This window comes from Tropicibacter oceani (assembly GCF_029958925.1).
In the GTDB taxonomy this organism is placed as follows: Bacteria; Pseudomonadota; Alphaproteobacteria; order Rhodobacterales; family Rhodobacteraceae; genus Pacificoceanicola; species Pacificoceanicola oceani.
Map to the genome: position 1 here is coordinate 1,431,797 of NZ_CP124616.1, position 17,608 is coordinate 1,449,404.

The 17,608-nt window shown below is 62.6% G+C and carries 19 protein-coding genes and 1 tRNA gene; 8 read left to right on the top strand and 12 right to left on the bottom strand.

Features of this window, described 5'->3' with window-relative positions:
* Positions 1 to 14 precede the first annotated feature (14 nt).
* The 5 genes from QF118_RS06890 to rpmH all read right to left on the bottom strand — a co-directional run bounded on the left by QF118_RS06890 (position 15) and on the right by rpmH (position 3,317).
* Positions 15 to 1,523: a putative bifunctional diguanylate cyclase/phosphodiesterase gene (locus QF118_RS06890; protein WP_282301894.1), complete on the bottom strand. Its 1,509-nt coding sequence runs from the start codon at positions 1,521 to 1,523 to the stop codon at positions 15 to 17.
* Between the two features lie 95 nt (positions 1,524 to 1,618).
* Positions 1,619 to 2,482 (bottom strand): tRNA 2-thiocytidine(32) synthetase TtcA, encoded by an 864-nt coding sequence (gene ttcA / locus QF118_RS06895; RefSeq protein ID WP_282301895.1) that lies wholly within the window; start codon positions 2,480 to 2,482, stop codon positions 1,619 to 1,621.
* 42 nt (positions 2,483 to 2,524) lie between these two features.
* Positions 2,525 to 2,761, bottom strand: a complete 237-nt coding sequence (gene yidD, locus QF118_RS06900) for a membrane protein insertion efficiency factor YidD (RefSeq protein WP_282301896.1) — start codon at positions 2,759 to 2,761, stop codon at positions 2,525 to 2,527.
* Entirely contained in the window at positions 2,758 to 3,150 is a 393-nt protein-coding gene (gene rnpA, locus QF118_RS06905; RefSeq protein WP_282301897.1) for a ribonuclease P protein component, read from the bottom strand. The genes yidD and rnpA overlap by 4 nt, the downstream gene beginning before the upstream one ends.
* Positions 3,151 to 3,182: 32 nt before the next feature.
* A complete protein-coding gene (rpmH, locus tag QF118_RS06910) occupies positions 3,183 to 3,317 on the bottom strand; it encodes a 50S ribosomal protein L34 (RefSeq protein ID WP_012177012.1) in 135 nt (44 codons plus the stop codon).
* 282 nt (positions 3,318 to 3,599) lie between these two features.
* Between rpmH and QF118_RS06915 the strand changes: the two genes are divergently transcribed.
* From QF118_RS06915 to QF118_RS06935, 5 genes are all read left to right on the top strand, one after another.
* Positions 3,600 to 4,334, top strand: coding sequence for a TVP38/TMEM64 family protein (locus QF118_RS06915; RefSeq protein WP_282301898.1), 735 nt, complete (start codon positions 3,600 to 3,602; stop codon positions 4,332 to 4,334).
* Between the two features lie 3 nt (positions 4,335 to 4,337).
* Positions 4,338 to 5,756 (top strand): dihydrolipoyl dehydrogenase family protein, encoded by a 1,419-nt coding sequence (locus QF118_RS06920; protein ID WP_282301899.1) that lies wholly within the window; start codon positions 4,338 to 4,340, stop codon positions 5,754 to 5,756.
* Between the two features lie 14 nt (positions 5,757 to 5,770).
* Positions 5,771 to 7,162 (top strand): sensor histidine kinase, encoded by a 1,392-nt coding sequence (locus QF118_RS06925; protein ID WP_282301900.1) that lies wholly within the window; start codon positions 5,771 to 5,773, stop codon positions 7,160 to 7,162.
* Between the two features lie 48 nt (positions 7,163 to 7,210).
* Positions 7,211 to 7,287, top strand: a tRNA-Arg gene (locus QF118_RS06930).
* 149 nt (positions 7,288 to 7,436) lie between these two features.
* Positions 7,437 to 7,898 carry an NUDIX hydrolase gene (locus tag QF118_RS06935; RefSeq protein WP_282301901.1) on the top strand — a complete coding sequence of 154 codons (462 nt, stop codon included), beginning with the start codon at positions 7,437 to 7,439 and terminating at the stop codon, positions 7,896 to 7,898.
* Between the two features lie 9 nt (positions 7,899 to 7,907).
* Here QF118_RS06935 and QF118_RS06940 read toward each other — a convergent pair whose 3' ends face one another.
* Complete coding sequence (locus QF118_RS06940) at positions 7,908 to 9,203, bottom strand: cytochrome-c peroxidase (protein WP_282301902.1); 1,296 nt, start codon at positions 9,201 to 9,203, stop codon at positions 7,908 to 7,910.
* Between the two features lie 3 nt (positions 9,204 to 9,206).
* On the opposite strand from QF118_RS06940, the gene QF118_RS06945 reads away from it, so the two are divergent.
* Complete coding sequence (locus QF118_RS06945) at positions 9,207 to 9,698, top strand: tetratricopeptide repeat protein (RefSeq protein WP_282301903.1); 492 nt, start codon at positions 9,207 to 9,209, stop codon at positions 9,696 to 9,698.
* Positions 9,699 to 9,943: 245 nt separating this feature from the next.
* On the opposite strand, the gene QF118_RS06950 is transcribed toward QF118_RS06945, so the two are convergent.
* From QF118_RS06950 to QF118_RS06975, 6 genes are all read right to left on the bottom strand, one after another.
* Entirely contained in the window at positions 9,944 to 11,002 is a 1,059-nt protein-coding gene (locus tag QF118_RS06950) for a TRAP transporter substrate-binding protein (RefSeq protein ID WP_282301904.1), read from the bottom strand.
* Between the two features lie 86 nt (positions 11,003 to 11,088).
* Positions 11,089 to 12,378 (bottom strand): TRAP transporter large permease, encoded by a 1,290-nt coding sequence (locus QF118_RS06955; protein ID WP_282301905.1) that lies wholly within the window; start codon positions 12,376 to 12,378, stop codon positions 11,089 to 11,091.
* On the bottom strand, positions 12,378 to 12,962 hold the full coding sequence (locus QF118_RS06960; RefSeq protein ID WP_282301906.1) for a TRAP transporter small permease: 585 nt from the start codon (positions 12,960 to 12,962) through the stop codon (positions 12,378 to 12,380). Before QF118_RS06960 ends, QF118_RS06955 begins: the two co-directional genes overlap by 1 nt.
* Positions 12,963 to 13,015: 53 nt before the next feature.
* Positions 13,016 to 13,522 (bottom strand): flavin reductase family protein, encoded by a 507-nt coding sequence (locus QF118_RS06965; protein WP_282301907.1) that lies wholly within the window; start codon positions 13,520 to 13,522, stop codon positions 13,016 to 13,018.
* A 75-nt stretch (positions 13,523 to 13,597) separates the two neighbouring features.
* Complete coding sequence (locus QF118_RS06970) at positions 13,598 to 14,485, bottom strand: aldo/keto reductase (RefSeq protein ID WP_282301908.1); 888 nt, start codon at positions 14,483 to 14,485, stop codon at positions 13,598 to 13,600.
* Positions 14,485 to 15,639, bottom strand: a complete 1,155-nt coding sequence (locus tag QF118_RS06975) for an LLM class flavin-dependent oxidoreductase (protein ID WP_282301909.1) — start codon at positions 15,637 to 15,639, stop codon at positions 14,485 to 14,487. The genes QF118_RS06970 and QF118_RS06975 overlap by 1 nt, the downstream gene beginning before the upstream one ends.
* A gap of 93 nt (positions 15,640 to 15,732) precedes the next feature.
* On the opposite strand from QF118_RS06975, the gene QF118_RS06980 reads away from it, so the two are divergent.
* Positions 15,733 to 16,434 carry a GntR family transcriptional regulator gene (locus QF118_RS06980; protein WP_282301910.1) on the top strand — a complete coding sequence of 234 codons (702 nt, stop codon included), beginning with the start codon at positions 15,733 to 15,735 and terminating at the stop codon, positions 16,432 to 16,434.
* Between the two features lie 54 nt (positions 16,435 to 16,488).
* Positions 16,489 to 17,541: a Gfo/Idh/MocA family protein gene (locus QF118_RS06985; RefSeq protein WP_394357084.1), complete on the top strand. Its 1,053-nt coding sequence runs from the start codon at positions 16,489 to 16,491 to the stop codon at positions 17,539 to 17,541.
* Positions 17,542 to 17,608: the final 67 nt, after the last annotated feature.

Sequence of the window (17,608 nt, forward strand, 5' to 3'; positions counted from 1 at the left end):
TGACAGCGATGGCCTCAGCCCGATTTTCTTCCCATGATTTGTGCCTCGGCGATCTTTTCGGCATATTCGCGGGCCCAGTCGACAATCTGATCCGTCGGCATCGGGCGCGCAATGCCAAAGCCCTGAACATGATCGCAGCCAAGCTGTGACAAAAGCGCATGTTCCCCCAGGCTTTCGACGCCTTCGGCCAGGGTTTCAAGGCCAAGTCGGTCAGCCATGCCAAGAATGGCGGCAAGCATGCGGTGCTGATCTTCGTCGCGGTCGATGCGGGTCACAAAGCTGCGGTCGATTTTCAACCGATGCACCTTGAAGCGGCGCAATGCGGCGATCGAGGCATGGCCGGTGCCGAAATCGTCCAGGTCAATGTGGCAGCCCAGCCGCCCCAGTTCGACGATGTTGCGGGCCACGATGCCCTCGGGCGCGCCGGCGATCACGGTTTCGAGCACTTCGATACCCAGCCGATGCGGCGTCAGGCCAAAGCGGTCCATTTCCCATTGGATGCGTTCCGACAGCCGCGGATCCCGCAGCTCTACCTCGGAAAAGTTCACGCTGACACGGGGGATGTCCAGGCCGGCCTGATCCCAGCTGCGCAAGGCGGTCATGCTGTGCTGCAAGATCACCTCGTTCAGGCGGTCCATCTTGCCCGACTCTTCAAGGCAGCGCAGGAACTGGGCGGGCGGCACTATTCCGCGTTCGGGGTGGATCCAGCGGGCCAAGGCTTCGACGCCGCTGATGCTGCCGGTCGAGGTGCAGACCTGCGGCTGAAACCAGGGCTGGATCTGACCATTGTCCAGCGCCTTGTCGACTTCGCTTTGCAGGGATTTCTGCGCCGAATGCGCCGCACGCATGTTGTCGGACCAAGCGCGAATCGCCGAAGGGCCGTTTGTGATGGCTTCGGACAGGGCGACCTGCGCGGATTCGATCAACTGTTCGCCGCCCGCGCCAGGCTTCAGCCTGGGACTGCCGCAAAACCCGATCGAGGCCGAGAGATAGCGCATGGAATTGTCGACGGAGGCAGGTTCCTCGAGCGAGGTTTGCAGCCGTGTCGACAGCTGCAACAGCGCCTCAAGGTCCAGACGCAGCGACGGCGCCAGCAGGGCCATGAAGCGGTTGTCGCTGATCCGGACAGCCCGGTCATCGCGGCGCAGCGTGTTGCGCAGACGGGTCAGGGTCAGATCGCGCAGGGTTTCCGCCGTGGTTTCGCCGGCGCGCAGGGCGATTTCCTCAAGCCCGTCGACATCCACAAGAATGCAGGCGGTTGAAAGATTGGCGCTTTTGGCGCGGTCAAGCGCATCGTTTGCCATGGCATTGGCGGCGATCGTATTGACGATATCGACCTGCCCGTACAGGGCATCCGAAGATTCCGAGGTGCCCGAAAACCCACCCGAAGCAAAATACAGCAAGGGCAGGCCAAGCGCCGTGATCAGCAAGAACGGTTCGCCCCCCAACCAGAAGGCGGACAAGGCGACCGCTGGCAGAAAGGCCAGAGCCTGAGGGCCGTACAGGCCCCGTCGGAGGGCCATGCGCAATCTGCCCAGTCGTGCGTTGAAAGCGGCCTTCATCCAGCGTCCTTTCCATGTCTTGGATCGGAAACTAGGGGAAAGGGGTAACTCGGCTCTTAACGCGGGGCGTTGTTTTCCGGCGAATTTTCAACGCTTGCCGACCGCATCAGCCCGGCAAAGTCGAAAAGCTTGGGATCCAACATGTGCGAGGGGCGGATATTCATCAGGCTTTTGAACATGACCTGGCGCCGCCCGGGGCTGTTTTTTTCCCATCCATCAAGGATTTGCTTGACCTGCTGGCGTTGCAGGCCGTCCTGGCTGCCGCATAGGTCACACGGAATGATGGGATAGTTCATCGCCGCCGAAAAGCGTTCGCAATCGGCCTCGGCCACATGGGCGAGGGGGCGATAAACGAACAGGTCGCCCTCTTCGTTGACCAGTTTCGGGGGCATCGTCGCCAGGCGCCCGCCGTGAAAGAGGTTCATGAAAAAGGTTTCCAGGATGTCGTCACGGTGGTGCCCCAGCACGACCGCCGAGCAGCCTTCCTCGCGGGCGATGCGGTATAGGTTGCCGCGCCGCAGTCGCGAACAAAGCGCGCAGAAGGTCCGGCCCTGGGGCACCTTGTCCATCACGATGGAGTAGGTGTCCTGGTATTCGATGCGATGCGGAACACCCATCTTTTGCAGGAAGTCCGGCAGGACCGTCGCCGGAAATCCGGGTTGCCCCTGATCGAGATTGCAGGCCAACAGATCGACCGGCAGCAGCCCGCGCCACTTCAGTTCATACAGGATCGCCAGCAGGGTATAGCTGTCCTTGCCGCCCGACAGGCAGACAAGCCAGCGCGCGCCCGGTTCGATCATGCCGTATTGATCGACGGCCTCGCGCACGTTCTGAACCAGCCGCTTGCGCAGCTTCTTGAACTCGGTGGTTTTGGGCGCACCAAAGAACAGCGGGTGGATATCGTCAGCATCATCAAGCATGGGGGCGCATTACCTGTATTCGCGGCGCCGGGCAACGGCGCATCAGTGATCGTGCTTGCAGGGCGGAACATTGTCGATGCCCGAGCCGCCCCAGGGGTGGCACCGCAGGATGCGGCGCGCGGCCAGATAGCTGCCCTTGATCCCGCCATGCTTTTCCAGCGCTTCCAGTGCATAGGCAGAACAGGTTGGCTGATAGCGGCAGCCGTGGCCGACCCAGGGGCTGAACACCAGCCGGTAGAACCGCACGGGCAGGGCGGCGATATGGGCCAGCGGGGTCACTTGACTGCTCCGTGGACCTTGTCCAGCGCGCGGCGCAGATCCTGCTGCATCTCGACGAAATCATGCGTTGCGGTCAGCTCGGCCCGGCCGATCAGGACATAATCCCAACCGGGCTTGCCCGCATGGGGCAGCACAAGACGCGCGATTTCGCGCAGGCGCCGCTTGGCCCGGTTGCGCGCAACCGCGTTGCCGACCTTCTTGGAGCAGGTGAACCCGACGCGGGTTCCCTCGGCCTCGCCCTTGGGGCGGCGCCGGGCCTGCAACAGGAACGCGGGCGCCGGGGCGCGCCCTGCGCGGGCCGCCTTCAGGAAATCGCTGCGTTTTTGCAGAACGTGCAAAGGCAAAAGGACCGCCTCGGGTGTGTCCGGGGCGGCCTTTTGTGTCGTCATCCCACGCTCCGCCATGGGCGAAGCGGCCAAGCTTATGCGCTCAGGCTCTTGCGACCGCGTGCGCGGCGCGCGTTCAGGATCTTGCGGCCGGCTTTGGTGGCCATGCGCGCACGGAACCCGTGGCGGCGCTTGCGAACAAGGTTCGACGGCTGAAAAGTGCGTTTCATCGCGGCTACTCCGTATCCGTGGCCCTTGCGATGGATTCGCGGACCAGTGCATCTCGAAGCCCGTGCTATAGGGGGGGCTTGCGGACATGTCAAACGCAGATCGGGCCAGAAATGCAACATTTCCAATCCGGTTCTTCGCGCAAATGTTTCAGTCTGGCAATATCCCCCCGTTTTTCTCACGCTGAGGCACACCCGAGATCAATCGGGCGTGAGGACCCTGCCATTGTGATCGGGAAGGGTGCATTTGTGCATCATGATCCCGGAAACAAAGGCCCTGAGAAAATGAGCGACATGACCGAAACCGTGCCCCCGGCGGGCCTCAAGCGCCATTTGCCCCTGATCACCATCCTTGCGGTGGCGGTTCTGGGGTATTTTACCCTGCGCGATTATCTGACCTTCGACACCCTGCGCGACAACCGAGAGGCGCTTTTGGCCTATCGCGACGCCAACTACACGCTTTTGGCGCTGGGGTTCGTCGGACTTTATATTGCGATTGTCGCCTTTTCGCTGCCCGGGGCGGCGGTTGCCTCGGTCACTGGTGGGTTCCTGTTTGGCCTGTGGGGCGGCACGGCCTTCAACGTGCTGGCGGCCACCGTCGGGGCGATGGCGATCTTTCTGGCGGCGCGGGCCGGGCTGGGGCGCACCCTTGCGGGCAAACTGGAAACCTCGGACGGTACGCTGCGCAAGCTCAAGGAAGGGCTGCGCGACAACGAGATCAGCGTTTTGTTCATCCTGCGGCTGGTTCCGGTGGTGCCTTTCTTCGTGGCGAACCTGCTGCCGGCCCTTGTTGGCGTGAAATTTCGCAACTTTGTCCTGACCACGGCGTTGGGAATCATCCCGGGGGCTTTTGTCTTTACCTCGATCGGGGTTGGCCTGGGCGAGGTGTTCGACCGCGGCGAAAGCCCGGACCTGTCGCTGCTGTGGGCGCCGCATGTAATCGGCCCGATCCTTGGGCTGGCCGCGCTGGCGGCCCTGCCGATCGTCATCAAGGCCCTGCGCGGCAAGAAAGGGATCTGAACCATGAAGACGATCAAGACGGATATCCTGGTGATCGGGGCAGGCTCGGGCGGGCTTTCGGTGGCGGCAGGGGCAGTGCAGATGGGCGCCGACGTGACCTTGCTGGAAGGTCACAAGATGGGCGGGGATTGCCTGAACTACGGCTGCGTGCCCTCCAAGGCGCTGCTGGCCAGCGCCAAGGCGGCCCATGCCATGGACCATGCGGCGCCTTACGGTGTCGCGGACAGCACCCCGCAGGTGGATTATGCCGCCGCCAAGGATCATGTCGCCGATGTGATCGCCACCATCGAACCGGTCGACAGTCAGGAACGGTTCGAAGGGCTGGGCGTGCGGGTGATCCGCGAGTACGGCCAGTTCGTATCGGACAGCGAAGTGCAGGCGGGCGACACGCGGATCAAGGCGCGGCGCATCGTGATTGCCACCGGGTCGTCGCCCTTTGTTCCGCCGATCCCCGGGCTGGACAGCGTTCCCTATCTGACCAATGAAACCCTTTGGGATCTGCGTGATCGCCCCGATCATCTGTTGATCATCGGCGGCGGCCCGATCGGCATGGAAATGGCCCAGGCGCATCGCCGCCTTGGATCGCAGGTCACCGTGATCGAAGGCGCCAAGGCGCTGGGCAAGGATGACCCCGAGATGGCCGAGGTGGTGCTGGAGGCCCTGCGCGCCGAAGGCATCGAGATGGCCGAGGATGCCCTGGCCAAGGAAGTGCGCGGCAGCACCGGCGCCATCGAGGTCGAAACCAAGGATGGGCGCGTCTTCAAGGGCTCGCACCTTTTGGTTGCCGTCGGGCGGCGTGCCAACATGGACAACCTGAACCTGAAGGCCGCCGGGATCGAAACCACCAGAACCGGCATCAAGGTCGACGCCAGCCTGAAAACCACCAACAAACGCGTCTATGCCATCGGCGATGTGGCGGGCGGGCTGCAATTCACCCATGTGGCGGGCTATCACGCCGGGATCGTCATCCGCTCGGCGCTGTTCGGCCTGCCGGCAAAGACCAAGACCGCGCATATCCCTTGGGCGACCTATACCCAGCCCGAACTGGCGCAGGTCGGCCTGACCGAGGCACAGGCCCGCGAAGCGCACGGCGGCAAACTTGAAGTGGTGCGGTTTCACTACAGCCACAACGACCGCGCCATCGCCGAACGCAAGACGCGCGGGTTGATCAAGGTGATGGTGGTCAAGGGCAAGCCGGTGGGCGTGTCGATCGCGGGCCATCAGGCGGGCGAATTGATCGCCCTTTGGTCGCTGGTCATCGCAAATGGCCTGAAGATGAGCCATGTGGCCAACATGGTCGCCCCGTATCCGACAATCGCAGAGGTTAACAAACGCGCCGCGGGTGCCTATTTTTCCCCAAGGCTGTTCGAAAACGATACAGTCAAGACAGTGGTGCGGCTGGTACAGCGCTGGCTGCCCTGAAACGTTAGCAGGCTATGTTGAACTCACTTTCCGGCCGATTTCTGATCCTGACGACGGTCTTTGTCATGCTGGCCGAAGTCCTGATCTTTGTCCCGTCGATCGCGCGCTTCCGCGAGGATTATCTGCTGGCGCGGCTCGAGCGGGCGCAGATTGCGTCGCTGGCGCTGCTGGCCGACGACATGATCAGCCCCGAGCTGGAGGCCGAGCTTCTGGACAACGCGGGGGTCTTCAACGTGGTGCTGCGGCGTGACGAGGTGCGGCAGCTTGTGCTGTCCTCGCCGATGCCGGGGGAAATCAGCGCCAGCTATGATCTGCGCGACGCCAGCGCCTGGCAGCTGATCACCGACGCGGTCGAGGATCTGGTGACGGTGGAAAACCGGACGATCCGGGTCATCGGCAACCCGTTCCGCGATGCCGGCCAGTTGATCGAAGTGACGATGGACACCATCGGCCTGCGCATGGCGATGATCGACTATGGGGTGCGCATCCTGCTGCTGTCGGCGGTGATTTCGATCATCACCGCCTTTTTGCTGTTCCTTGCGGTGCGCGTGCTGCTGGTCAAACCGATCAAGCGCGTCGTGGGCCATATGCAGGCCTATGCCGCCGCCCCCGAGGACGCCCACCGCATCATCAACCCCAGTGCCAAGGTCAAGGAACTGCGCGAGGCCGAGCAGGCCCTGCAGTCGCTGCAGACACAGCTGACGCAGGCGCTGAAGCAAAAGGAACGGCTGGCGCAGCTTGGCGGTGCGGTTGCGCGGGTGTCGCATGATCTGCGCAACATTCTGACCTCGGCGCAGCTGTTCACCGACCGAATCGAGATGTCCGAAGATCCGGCGGTCAAACGCATGGCGCCCAAGCTGGTCAATTCGATTACCCGCGCGGTCAGCCTGTGCGAAGGCACATTGGCCTTTGGCCGCGCCGAAGAACCGGCCCCGCGCCTGGCCCTGTTCAACCTGGCATCGCTGACCGGCGAAGTGCTGGAGGCCGAAAGGCTGGCCATCGGCGAGGCCGAGATCAGCCTGTCCGAGGATGTTCCTGCCAGCATGATGCTGCGCGGCGATCCCGAACAGATCTATCGCGTCCTGTCCAACCTGATCCGCAATGCCCGCCAGGCCATCGCCGCAACCGGCCAGCCCGGCGAAATCAACGTCGCCGCGCATGTCGAAGACAGCAGTTGGCTGATCACCGTTGCCGATACCGGCCCCGGCCTGCCGCCAAAGGCGCGCGAACACCTGTTCCAGCCGTTTCAGGGCGGTGTGCGCAAGGGGGGCTCGGGGCTTGGGCTGGCGATTGCGGTGGAATTGGTGCGCGGTCACGGCGGCACTTTGAGCCTGAAAAACAGCGATGGATCAGGCACTTGCTTTGAAATTCGCCTGCCGATGGGCGATGTTGGGCAAATAAAGTGAAATAGGCTCTTGCATCGCCCGGCGAGCATCGCTAAATCCCGCCCCTACGGACCGATAGCTCAGCTGGATAGAGTACTTGACTACGAATCAAGGGGTCGGGGGTTCGAATCCTCCTCGGTCCGCCAGGATTTGAGGCCGCGCAGCGAAAAGCAGCGCGGCCTTGTTCTTTCCGGTGACGGTTTTCCCCAAATGCATGGTCAGCCCCCTGTGATTGTTGGTTTATTTGGTTTTTACGTTTTTTGCGGTATAGTCGTGAAAAAGCAGGAGCAGGAAAATGCCCAAGGTTGGTGAGCAGATTGCAGCGCTTCCCATGCGCTGGGATGACGACGGGAATCTCAAGGTCCTGATGGTGACCTCACGCGATACCGGCCGCTGGGTCATGCCCAAGGGCTGGGAAATGGACGGCAAAAAACCCTGGGCCGCCGCCGAAATCGAGGCGCTGGAAGAGGCCGGGGCCAAAGGGTTCATTTCGCACGATTGCATCGGCTCTTACAGCTACAAGAAAAAGCTTGGGCAAAAGCACTGGATCCTGTGCGAAGTTCGGGTCTATCCGATGATCGTCGAAAAGCTGAAGCGCAACTGGAAGGAACGCCACCAGCGCAAGCGCAAGTGGTTCACGCCCAAGGCCGCGGCCAAACGTGTCAAGGAATCGGAACTGGCCGATCTGCTGATGACCCTTGCCAGCAAACCCAAGAAAGAGCCGATCATCCGCGAGCTTTTGAAAAAAGCCTCGTAAGCTGGCGGATCAGTCGACCGGCAGGCCGCTGGGCACGGTTTCGGGCACCCCAAGGGGCAGCTTGTCGGTGCTGGTGCCGGTCAGGGCGTTCAGGAACGCCTCGAGGTCGGTGATCTCCTCGTTGCTCAGCGCGACCCTTGGCAGGTTGATGGCTTCGGCCTGTCGGGCCATTTCCAGCCGGTCCTGGGCCAGGACGAAGTCATATTCATCCAGCCAGGGAACACGCGGAAGCCGGGCCATTTTGGGTTGCCAGCGTTCCCTTTCGCCGACCGGATTGGCCATGTGGCGGATCATGCTGTTCAGCGTCGGATAGGCACCGTTGTGGCCATAGGGGGCGGTCAGGGCGACATTGCGCAGCGACGGCGTGCGGAACTTGTAGGCATCGGCCAGATCGTTCGTCGTGCCCATGCGGCCCAGATCGCGCGGGATCGGATCAAAGGCGCGCGTGCGCCCGGGGCCGAACTGCGGCAGACCGGCGGCGTGAAATCCCTGGTCCGTGAACAGTGGCCCGTTGTGGCACGATGCGCATTGCGCCTTGCCAAAGAACAACTCCCGGCCGCGCTCTGCATCCCGGGGCAGGGGGGCGCCGGTCTGGACCCAGGCGTCATAGGGGCTGTCATAGCTTTGGAATTCGGTCCCGATAAAGGCCGCCAGGGCATTGGCGATTTCGGTGATGGTCACCTGGTCGGGGCGGTCGATGTTGGGAAAGGCAGCCACGAACATCCTGCCGTATTCGGGGATCGTGCGCACCCGTTTGGCGACGATCGGCCAAGCCTTGTCCAGCCGCACCTTGACCGCGCCGCCGATTTCGTTTTCGCCCGACTGGCCGGCCATTTCCGCATCCGAAGTCATCGGGAAAAGCGCCTGCGCCGCCAGGATCGAATTGAGCCCCTTTGGCAGCCTTTCCTGCGCCGGAGTAGTAAAGTTCCAGCCCTTGTAATCCGTCATTTCGACGCGCCCGTCATGGAACAGCACCCGCACATCGCGGTGCCCCAGGTTCCACAACGCCGGAGCGTTGCGCGGAATGCGCTTTTGGATCTTGTCGGCGCCGTCCCCGGCTGTCCGCTGCGTGCCCAGCCCCAGACCGCCTTCTCCGATCCCCAAGCTCAGGCCGTCGCCGCTGGCCATGGTGTGGTGATGGCAGGTGCCGCAACTGATATTGCGGTTGCCAGAAAGGATCTTGTCATAGAAAAGAAGCTGCCCGAGTTTGGCCTGTGCCGGGTCGAAGGTCAGGAAATCCTCTTTTGACAGGGTCTCGGCCGCGACCGGCAGGGCCAGCCCGACAGACAAGCACAGGACAGCCATGCCATGACCAAGGCCAAGATGATCATAGCCGCGACGCTGGTGGCGGGCCTTGGCTTTGCCAGCCCGGCGCTTGCCAATCTGGATGCCGCCCGGGACCTGATGGAAGCCGGCCAGTTCGAACAGGCGCGCGAGGCGCTTTGGCCGCTGGCCCTGTCCGGGAACGCCGACGCCGAGGAGTTGATCGGCGTGATGTATGCCCTTGGGCTTGGGGTCGAGCAGGATCATGTGCGCGCCTTTGACTGGTATCTGCGCAGCGCCTTGAAAGGACATCCCGGCGCGCAATCCGGGGTCGGCTGGTATTATGAACTGGGCCTGGGCCTGCCTGCGCCCGACCTGGTGCGCGCGTACCTTTGGTATCGGCTCAGCACCATTGGCGGCGATCCCGATGCGGCGATTTCGGTCGAAGAGGTGGTCAAGAAAATGAGCAAGGAAGAAATTGATAAGGCACATGAGCTTGTCGATGATTACCGGGGGTGGATGTACCCCCACCGTTAACCATGCCCCAGCCAAGGGGGAGTAGGCAAATCATGGCTTGAATGGGGCGACTGGGGGTGGAATTGTGTCGAGTTGGAGCACAATGCCCTGCCCTGTCCCGCTATTGTTTCCGTTTTTGGCGGTCTTTGATCACGGATGCGTGATTCGGACGGCCGCGAAAAGCCTGCAAATCCTGCCAGACCAATCGGACAAGAAAGGGCTGCCCGGCCATGCCGCGCAGCCCCGTTTCAACCAGTCAAAGACGATCAGTTCAGGTCGGCCTCATAGCCTTTGGCAAGGTCAGCCTCGGCTGCGGCCACGGCGTCGGTCAGGGCCTGATAGATCACGTCGCCGCCCTGCACGTTCTGCTGGAACCAGTCAAAGACCGGTGCCGCCGCTTGGCGGAAGGCTTCCTTTTCTTCGGGGGTCGGGACATACAGATCGCCGCCCGCCGCCAGGTAATCCTGATAGGCCTGGATCGACTTGCGCTTGGGGCTGGCAAAGGTGGCCTGCTGAAGCGCTGCAAAGCCGTCAACGACCACGCGGCGCATCTCTTCGGACATGCCCAAGAACTTTTCGTTGTTCATCACCCAGATCGCGCCCATGTAGGCGTGCCCGTCCAGCGTGACATACTTGAGCCCGGCATCGGGGAACTTCATGTTCATGATGTCGGTGATGCCGTTCTTGGAGCCTTCGACAACGCCGGTCTGCAGGCTGGTGAACAGTTCCGGCCAGCTGATCGGGGTCGGCGAGGCACCCAGCGCCTTGACCAGTTCCTGCGGCAGATCGGCCACCACGGTGCGGATTTTCAGACCGGCCAGATCACCGGGCATCTGCACCCGGCGCTGGGTGTTGGCAAAGTTGCGCCAGCCGCCGGTGTTGCCGATGGTCATGATGCGGATGGTGCCGCCCGAATCCTCAAGCGCCATCTCGCGCATCTTGCGGGTGAAATCGCCGGACAGCACGGCCTCGGCCACGCGGTCGTCGGACATCAGGTAGGGCAGGTCCAGAACCTGCACATAGGGGAAAATCCCGGCCGCGCCGCCCGAGGTGGTCACAAAAACGTCGATCGACCCGTCCGAGACGCCCTGAAGGCATTCCGCACCGCCCGAACACAGCTGCGTGCCGATGAACAGCTCGACCGCGATGGCCCCGTTCGAGGCCTTTTCGACGTAGTCCTTGAAGACCACGAGGCCGTCATAATCCTCGTCGTTTTCGTTCGAGTTCGCGGTGGCGCGAATGGTGATCTCCTGCGCGGCGGCGGTGATCGCGCTGCCTGTCAGAAGTGCCGCAACCATGGCGGCTTTGGTCAGACCTTTAAGCATTTCTCTCTCCCTGTTGCTTGTCTGTGCGATGGGCCAAGGGCCCGGTGAAGCCTGTCGTAGGGCGGGGCTTTGCCCCGCACCCGTGGTCAGTTGGCGAACCCCGTCAGGCGGGGGATGGTCATGGAAATTTCGGGGATGAAGGTGATCAGAAAGATCACGATCACCTCGACCAGAAGGAAGGGCAGGATCGCCTTGGCGATGGTCTCGACCCGTTCGCCGCTGACCGATGAGGCGACGAACAACACCAGCCCCATCGGCGGCGTGGCAAGACCGACGGTCAGGTTGACGCTCATGATGATGGCGAAATGGATCGGGTCGATCCCGAGGTTGGTAAAGATCGGGGCCAGGATCGGCCCAAGGATGATGATCGCCGGGCCCGCGTCCAGGAACATGCCGACGATGAACAGCAGCAGGTTGATCAGGAACAAAAGGATCAGCGGGTTTTCCGACAGCGACAGGATGAACTGCGCCAGGATTTCCGGTGTATGGCTTAGCGAGACCACGGTCTTGAAGGCCATGGCCGCCCCCACCAGCAGCAGGACCACGGCGCTGGTCATTGCGGCGCGCATCAGCACATCGGGCAGGTCCTTCACCCTTAGCGTATGCAGCACGAACATGCCGATCACGATGGCATAGGCCACGGCGACGGCCGCCGCCTCGGTCGGGGTGAATACGCCGCCCAGGATGCCGCCCAGGATGATGACCGGGGTCAGCAGCGGGAAAAACGCCTTGAGACTGGCCTGCCCCCGCTCGCCCCATGTCGCCTTGGTGCGCGAGGCGGGGAAATCGTAGCGGTCCGCCATCAGCTTGACCGCGATCATCAGGCCCAGCCCGACCAGGATGCCCGGCACGATCCCGGCCAGGAACAGCGCGGCGACGCTTTCGCCCATGACATAGGCATAGATGATCATGATCCCAGACGGCGGGATGATCGGGCCGATCACCGAACTGGCAGCGGTGATCGCGGCGGCGAAACGGCGGGTATAGCCTTCGCGTTGCATCGCGGGGATCAGCATCGACCCCAGCGCCGAAGTATCGGCCACAGCCGAGCCCGACAGCCCGGCAAACAGCATCGACGACAGGATGTTCACATGTGCCAGCCCGCCCCGGAAATGGCCCATCATGGCCTGCGAGAATTCCACAAGCCGCATGGTGATGCCGCCGCGGTTCATCAATTCCCCGGCCAGCATGAAAAAGGGGATCGCCATCAGCGGGAAGCTGTCCATGCCGTTGTAGACATTGCGATACAGCAGCGACAGGTCGCGTTCCTGCCCGTTGAGATACAGCAGCAACCCCGGCGCGGCGAGCATCCCGAAGAACACCGGCAGGCCGATCATCAGGAACAGCAGGAAAAGCGGAAGGAACCAGACCAGCATTATTCCACCACCAGATCTTCGTGAAAGAGGGGGCGCAGCCTGTCTTCTCCGCCGAACAGCCCGATCAGGGCGCGCAGCACCAGTTCGATATTGACCATCAGCAGCAGCCAAAGCCCGACGTACAGCGACATGTACATCCAGGCCAGCTTGATCTTGTAACCCTTCTGCCCGATCAGTTCGAGGGGCAGGTACAGCGTCGAAGACGCGAACATCCACCCCGAGTTGATGTGCTTGAGCCCCAGCTTGATCCCCATGACCAGCACGAGGGTCGACAGCAGCAACAAGAACAGGCTCAGCGCGGTGCCGATGGCGCGCGGCAACAGGGCCGATACCATGTCGATGGCGACAAAACCGCCGCGCCGATAGGCGCTGGGCGCGATCAGTCCGGTCATCCACAGCATCAAGAAGCGCGCGGCCTCTTCCGGCCAGGGTAGGGCATTGTTCAGAACGTAGCGGAAAAAGACCTGCACAAGGATGCAGACCACCATCAATCCGATCGCAAAGGTCGCGAAGCCTCGTCCGAACCTGAGGACGATATCGTTCACCACTTGCAGCGGACGCAGAAGCGCCAGCAATGCGGCCATAGGCCTTCCCCCTCCCAAATGCCCCGTGCGGCTTTTGCCGTTCTGGGGGCCGATTATGACGTCTGTTCAAAGCCCCCGAAATTGCCGCCGACAAACAACAGCGGATCGCCCGGGCGGGTCGTGACGCGTTCGACCTGACCCACGACAATCGAATGATCGCCTCCATCGTGGGTGGCATGTGTCTTGCATTCAAAGCGCGACAGGCAGCCGTTCAACAGCGGCACACCCTCGGGGCTGTATTCCCAGTCGAATTGGTCAAAGGCATCACCGCTGCGAGCAAAGGCCTTGCACATCGTGGCCTGTTCGGCGCCGATCACGTGGATCGCAAAGCGGTCGGCCGCCATGTAGAACGGATAGCGCGACGAGGATTTCGCAGGCGCCCACAGGACCAGCGGCGGGTCCAGCGACAGGCTGGAAAAGCTGTTGGCGGTGATCCCCAGCGGCCCGGTGGTGGTTGCGCAGGTGATGACGGTGACGCCCGTGCCGAAACGCCCCAGCGCCTCGCGAAAGGCGCGGCTGTCGACTTCGGTGGGGTCAAAGACTTTGGTCAAAGCGTTCATAGCCTCACCGTTACAGCGCGATTGTGCGGACAATCGGGCAGCAACCCGTCCTCCGCCCGATGTGTTGCCATGATGTCATGGCACTTCGTGGCCCAGGGCCGCCGTGTATAGATCAAACCAAGTCTCCCGGTCGATCCGGACCTTGCCAGCATCCCCGATGCGGGCGATGCGGTCCAGATTGTTTGTGCCAAGGACAGGTAGAATGCGCGCGGGATGTGCCAAGAGCCAGGCAACCGCAACCGCCGCATCATCGACGCCGAATTGTGCGCCGATCTGCGAAAGTTTGGTGCGCAGCCCGGCATTCGATCCGTCAAACAGCGCGCCGCCGCCCAGGGGGGACCATGCCATCAGGGGCTGGCCCTTGCGCTGGTGGTATGCGACGTCGCCATTGGTAAAGGGCGCGTGGCACAGCAGGCTGATCTCGATCTGGTTGGTTGCCAGCGGCGTCTTCATCGCCGATTGCAGCAGTTTCCAATCCCAGGGGCGGAAGTTCGACACGCCCACGGCGCGCACCTTGCCGCTGGTCACCAGATCGTCCAGCGCGGCGCCGGTTTCATGGTGGTCCATCATCGGATCGGGGCGGTGGATCAGCAACAGGTCGATGCGGTCGGTCTTCATCAGGCGCAGCGAGTGCTCGACCGAAGCCTCGATATGCGCGCGCGAGGTGTCATAATATTTCACCCGTTTGTCGGCATAACGGCCCGCGGGCGCGACGATATCGCATTTCGTGACGATCTCGATCTTGTTGCGCAGTTCGGGCGTCAGGGCGTTGCCAAGGATTTCCTCGGCCTCGTAGCCGCCATAGATGTCGGCCTGGTCCATCGTGGTGATGCCCTGATCAAGGCAGGCGTCGATCTTGGCCTGCACGTGTTCGGGGGCGGTGTTGTCGTCGTCGCCAAGGCGCCACATGCCATAGACAAGGCGGCTGAGTTCAAGGGTGTCGGTCAGCGCGATACGGTCCATCAGCGTCGTTCTCCTGCGCCGAGCGGCGTCATCGGTGTGCTTGCGGGCTTGCGCCCATAGGCTTCGTTCAATTGTACGGTCTTCATCTGCGGCAGCACCTTGGTGCCAAAGTGGCGGCATTCATCCAGATGCGGATAGCCCGACAGGATAAAGGCGCGAATGCCCATCTTCTGGTACTGCTCAAGTTCGCTCAGGACCTGATCGGTCGATCCGACCAGCGCCGCGCCACAGCCTGACCGCGCCCGGCCGATCCCGGTCCAAAGGTGCCGTTCGACATAGCCGAACTGGTCGGCCAATTCGCGGGCGCGGGCCTGGTGGCTGACGCCAAGGCTGCTGGAATCATGCGCCCGTTCGCGGATCAGCCGGCCGTATTCATCGTCCAGCTTGCTGACGATATGTTCGGCCCATTCGCGGGCCTCGGCCTCGGTGTCGCGCACGATCATGTGCACGCGCAGACCGTAATCCAGCGTCCGGTCATAGCGTTCGGCGGCGGCATTGGCGGCCTTCATCCGTTCGGCGATCTGGTCCTTGGGTTCGGGCCACATCAGGTAGACGTCGCAATGCTGGCCGCACAGGTCCAGCGCATCGGGGGAGTAGCCGCCGAAATACAGCATCGGGCCGCCGGTCTGGTAGGGGCGGGCCGGGTCCGTCGTCAGGCCGGAAAAGTCATAGACCTGGCCTTTGTAGGTGATCTCGTCCTGGGTCCAGGCCTGTTTGAGGATCTCGACCACTTCGCGTGACCGTTGGTAGCGAAAGGCGCTATCGGCCTTTTCCCCCGGAAAGTCCGAGGAAATGATGTTCACCGTCAGCCGCCCCTGCATCATGTGGTCCAGCGTCGCGATGGTGCGCGCCAGCATGATGGGTTGCATTTCACCGCAGCGCACGGCGGCCAGCATGTTGATCTTTTCGGTGATCGGGGCACAGCCGGCGACAAAGCTGAGCGTATCCTGACCCACCTGGTAGGACGACGGGCACAGGATGTTGCGAAACCCCTGCCGCTCGGCCTCTTTGACGATCGAGGAGCAGTGATCAAAGGACGACCGCAGGCGGCCTTCGGGGAAGCCAAGAAATTCGTAGTCGTCCGAACAGAGCGCCGCGAACCAGGACACCTCGGCCGCATCCAGATCAGGAGAGGTGATGGGAACCACGGTCATAACATGCGCCTCCGATGCATTTTCTCTTGCGTAGCACCCTGTTTGATGTAGATCAATAGTGTATCAATTATTTCTGCCGGACCGCCCTGCCAGATGACTGACCGCCATTCCCTGCCGCTTTATGTCCAGATCAGCGAAATGCTGATCCGCGACATTCACGCCGGCCGGTTGGTCGATGGCGAACGCCTGCCGCCCGAACGCGAGATGGCCGAGGGGTTGGGCATTTCCGTCGGCACACTGCGCAAGGCGCTGGGGGATCTGACGGCCAAGGGGATGCTTGAACGGGTGCAGGGGTCGGGCAACTATGTTCGCGCCAAAAGCGACGCCAAGTCGGTCTATGCCTTTTTCCGGGTCGAACTGCTGGAGGGGGGCGGCCTGCCGACCGCCGAGATCCTGTCGGTGGACCGGATGGACAAGCCCGGCAGCCTGCCCGCATTCGGCACCAGCGCGCAGGGGCACCGCATCCGCCGGCTGCGCCGCTTGAATGGGCAGCCCGCCGTGCTCGAGGAAATCTGGCTGGACGGCAGCTATGCCGACCGGATCGCGGCGCGCGATCTGCGCGAGTCGCTTTACCTGTACTACCGCGAGGCACTGAACCTGTGGGTCGCCCGGGCCGAGGACCGCCTGGGACTGGCCCCGCTTCCGGACTGGGCGCCCCCGGCCTTTGGCCTGCGCCCCGGCACGCCGACGCTGCAGGCGACACGGATCAGCTGGGGCCAGGATGGCGCCCGTGCCGAGGTGTCGCTGAACTGGATTGACACGACCATCGCGCGTTATGTGACGCGCATCGCTTGAAGGAAAGCCAAAGTGAGCAAGGACATCATCAACTATGGCGTGATCGGTTGCGGCATGATGGGGCAGGAACACCTGCGCAATATCGCCCTGTTGCCCGGCGCCCGTGTGGCCGCGATCTTTGAGCCGAACGACCTGATGGCCAATGCCGCCAAGGCCATCGCGCCCAATGCCAAGCTGTGTGGGTCGATCGCCGAGTTGCTGGCGCAGGAGGAGCTGGACTGCCTGCTGGTCGTCAGCCCCAACCACATGCACGTCAGCCAATTGGCCGAGGTTGCGCGCCTGCGCCCCTTGCCCATGTTGATGGAAAAGCCGCTGTATACCAGCGAAGAACAGGGCCGTCAGCTGGCCGCTCTGCGCGCCGATTATCCCGCGCCGGTCTGGGTCGCGATGGAGTATCGTTACATGCCGCCCGTCGCCACCTTTGTCGAACAGCTTGAGCGCGCCACCGGCGGCGTCACCATGTTTTCGATCCGCGAACACCGCTTTCCCTTCCTGCCCAAGGTCGGCGACTGGAACCGTTTCAACCGCAACACCGGCGGCACTTTGGTTGAAAAGTGCTGTCACTTCTTCGACCTGATGCGGCTGGTGCTGCAATCGGACCCGGTGCGCGTCATGGCCAGCGCCGGGCAGATGGTGAACCACCTGGACGAACGCTATGACGGCGAAACCCCGGACATCTGGGACAGCGGCTATGTCATCGTCGATTTCGCCAGCGGCGCGCGCGCCATGCTGGAGCTTTGCATGTACGCCGAGGGCGCGCGCTATCAAGAAGAGCTGTCCGCTGTCGGCCCGAAAGGCAAGATCGAGGCCTTTGTTCCCGGTCCGGGGCGGTTCTGGCCGACGCACCTTGGTGTGCCGCCGACCTCTCAGGTCATTGTCAGCCCGCGCCATCCCAAGGGGCCGCAGGCGGTGGATATCCCGGTTGATCCGGCCCTGCTTGAGGCGGGGGATCACAACGGATCGACCTTTTACCAGCACCAGCGCTTTGTTCAGGTGGTGCGCGGACTGGCGCAGCCCGAGGTCACTCTGGACGATGGCGCCTGGGCGGTTCGCATGGGGCTGGCAGCGCAGCAGTCGGCAATGACCGGCCAGGTTGTGCAACTGTAAATGTGGCGGTTTTGCCGCAATTTTGCCACAACTGGGCCGCAATTCGACGCCGATCTAGTGGTAAATA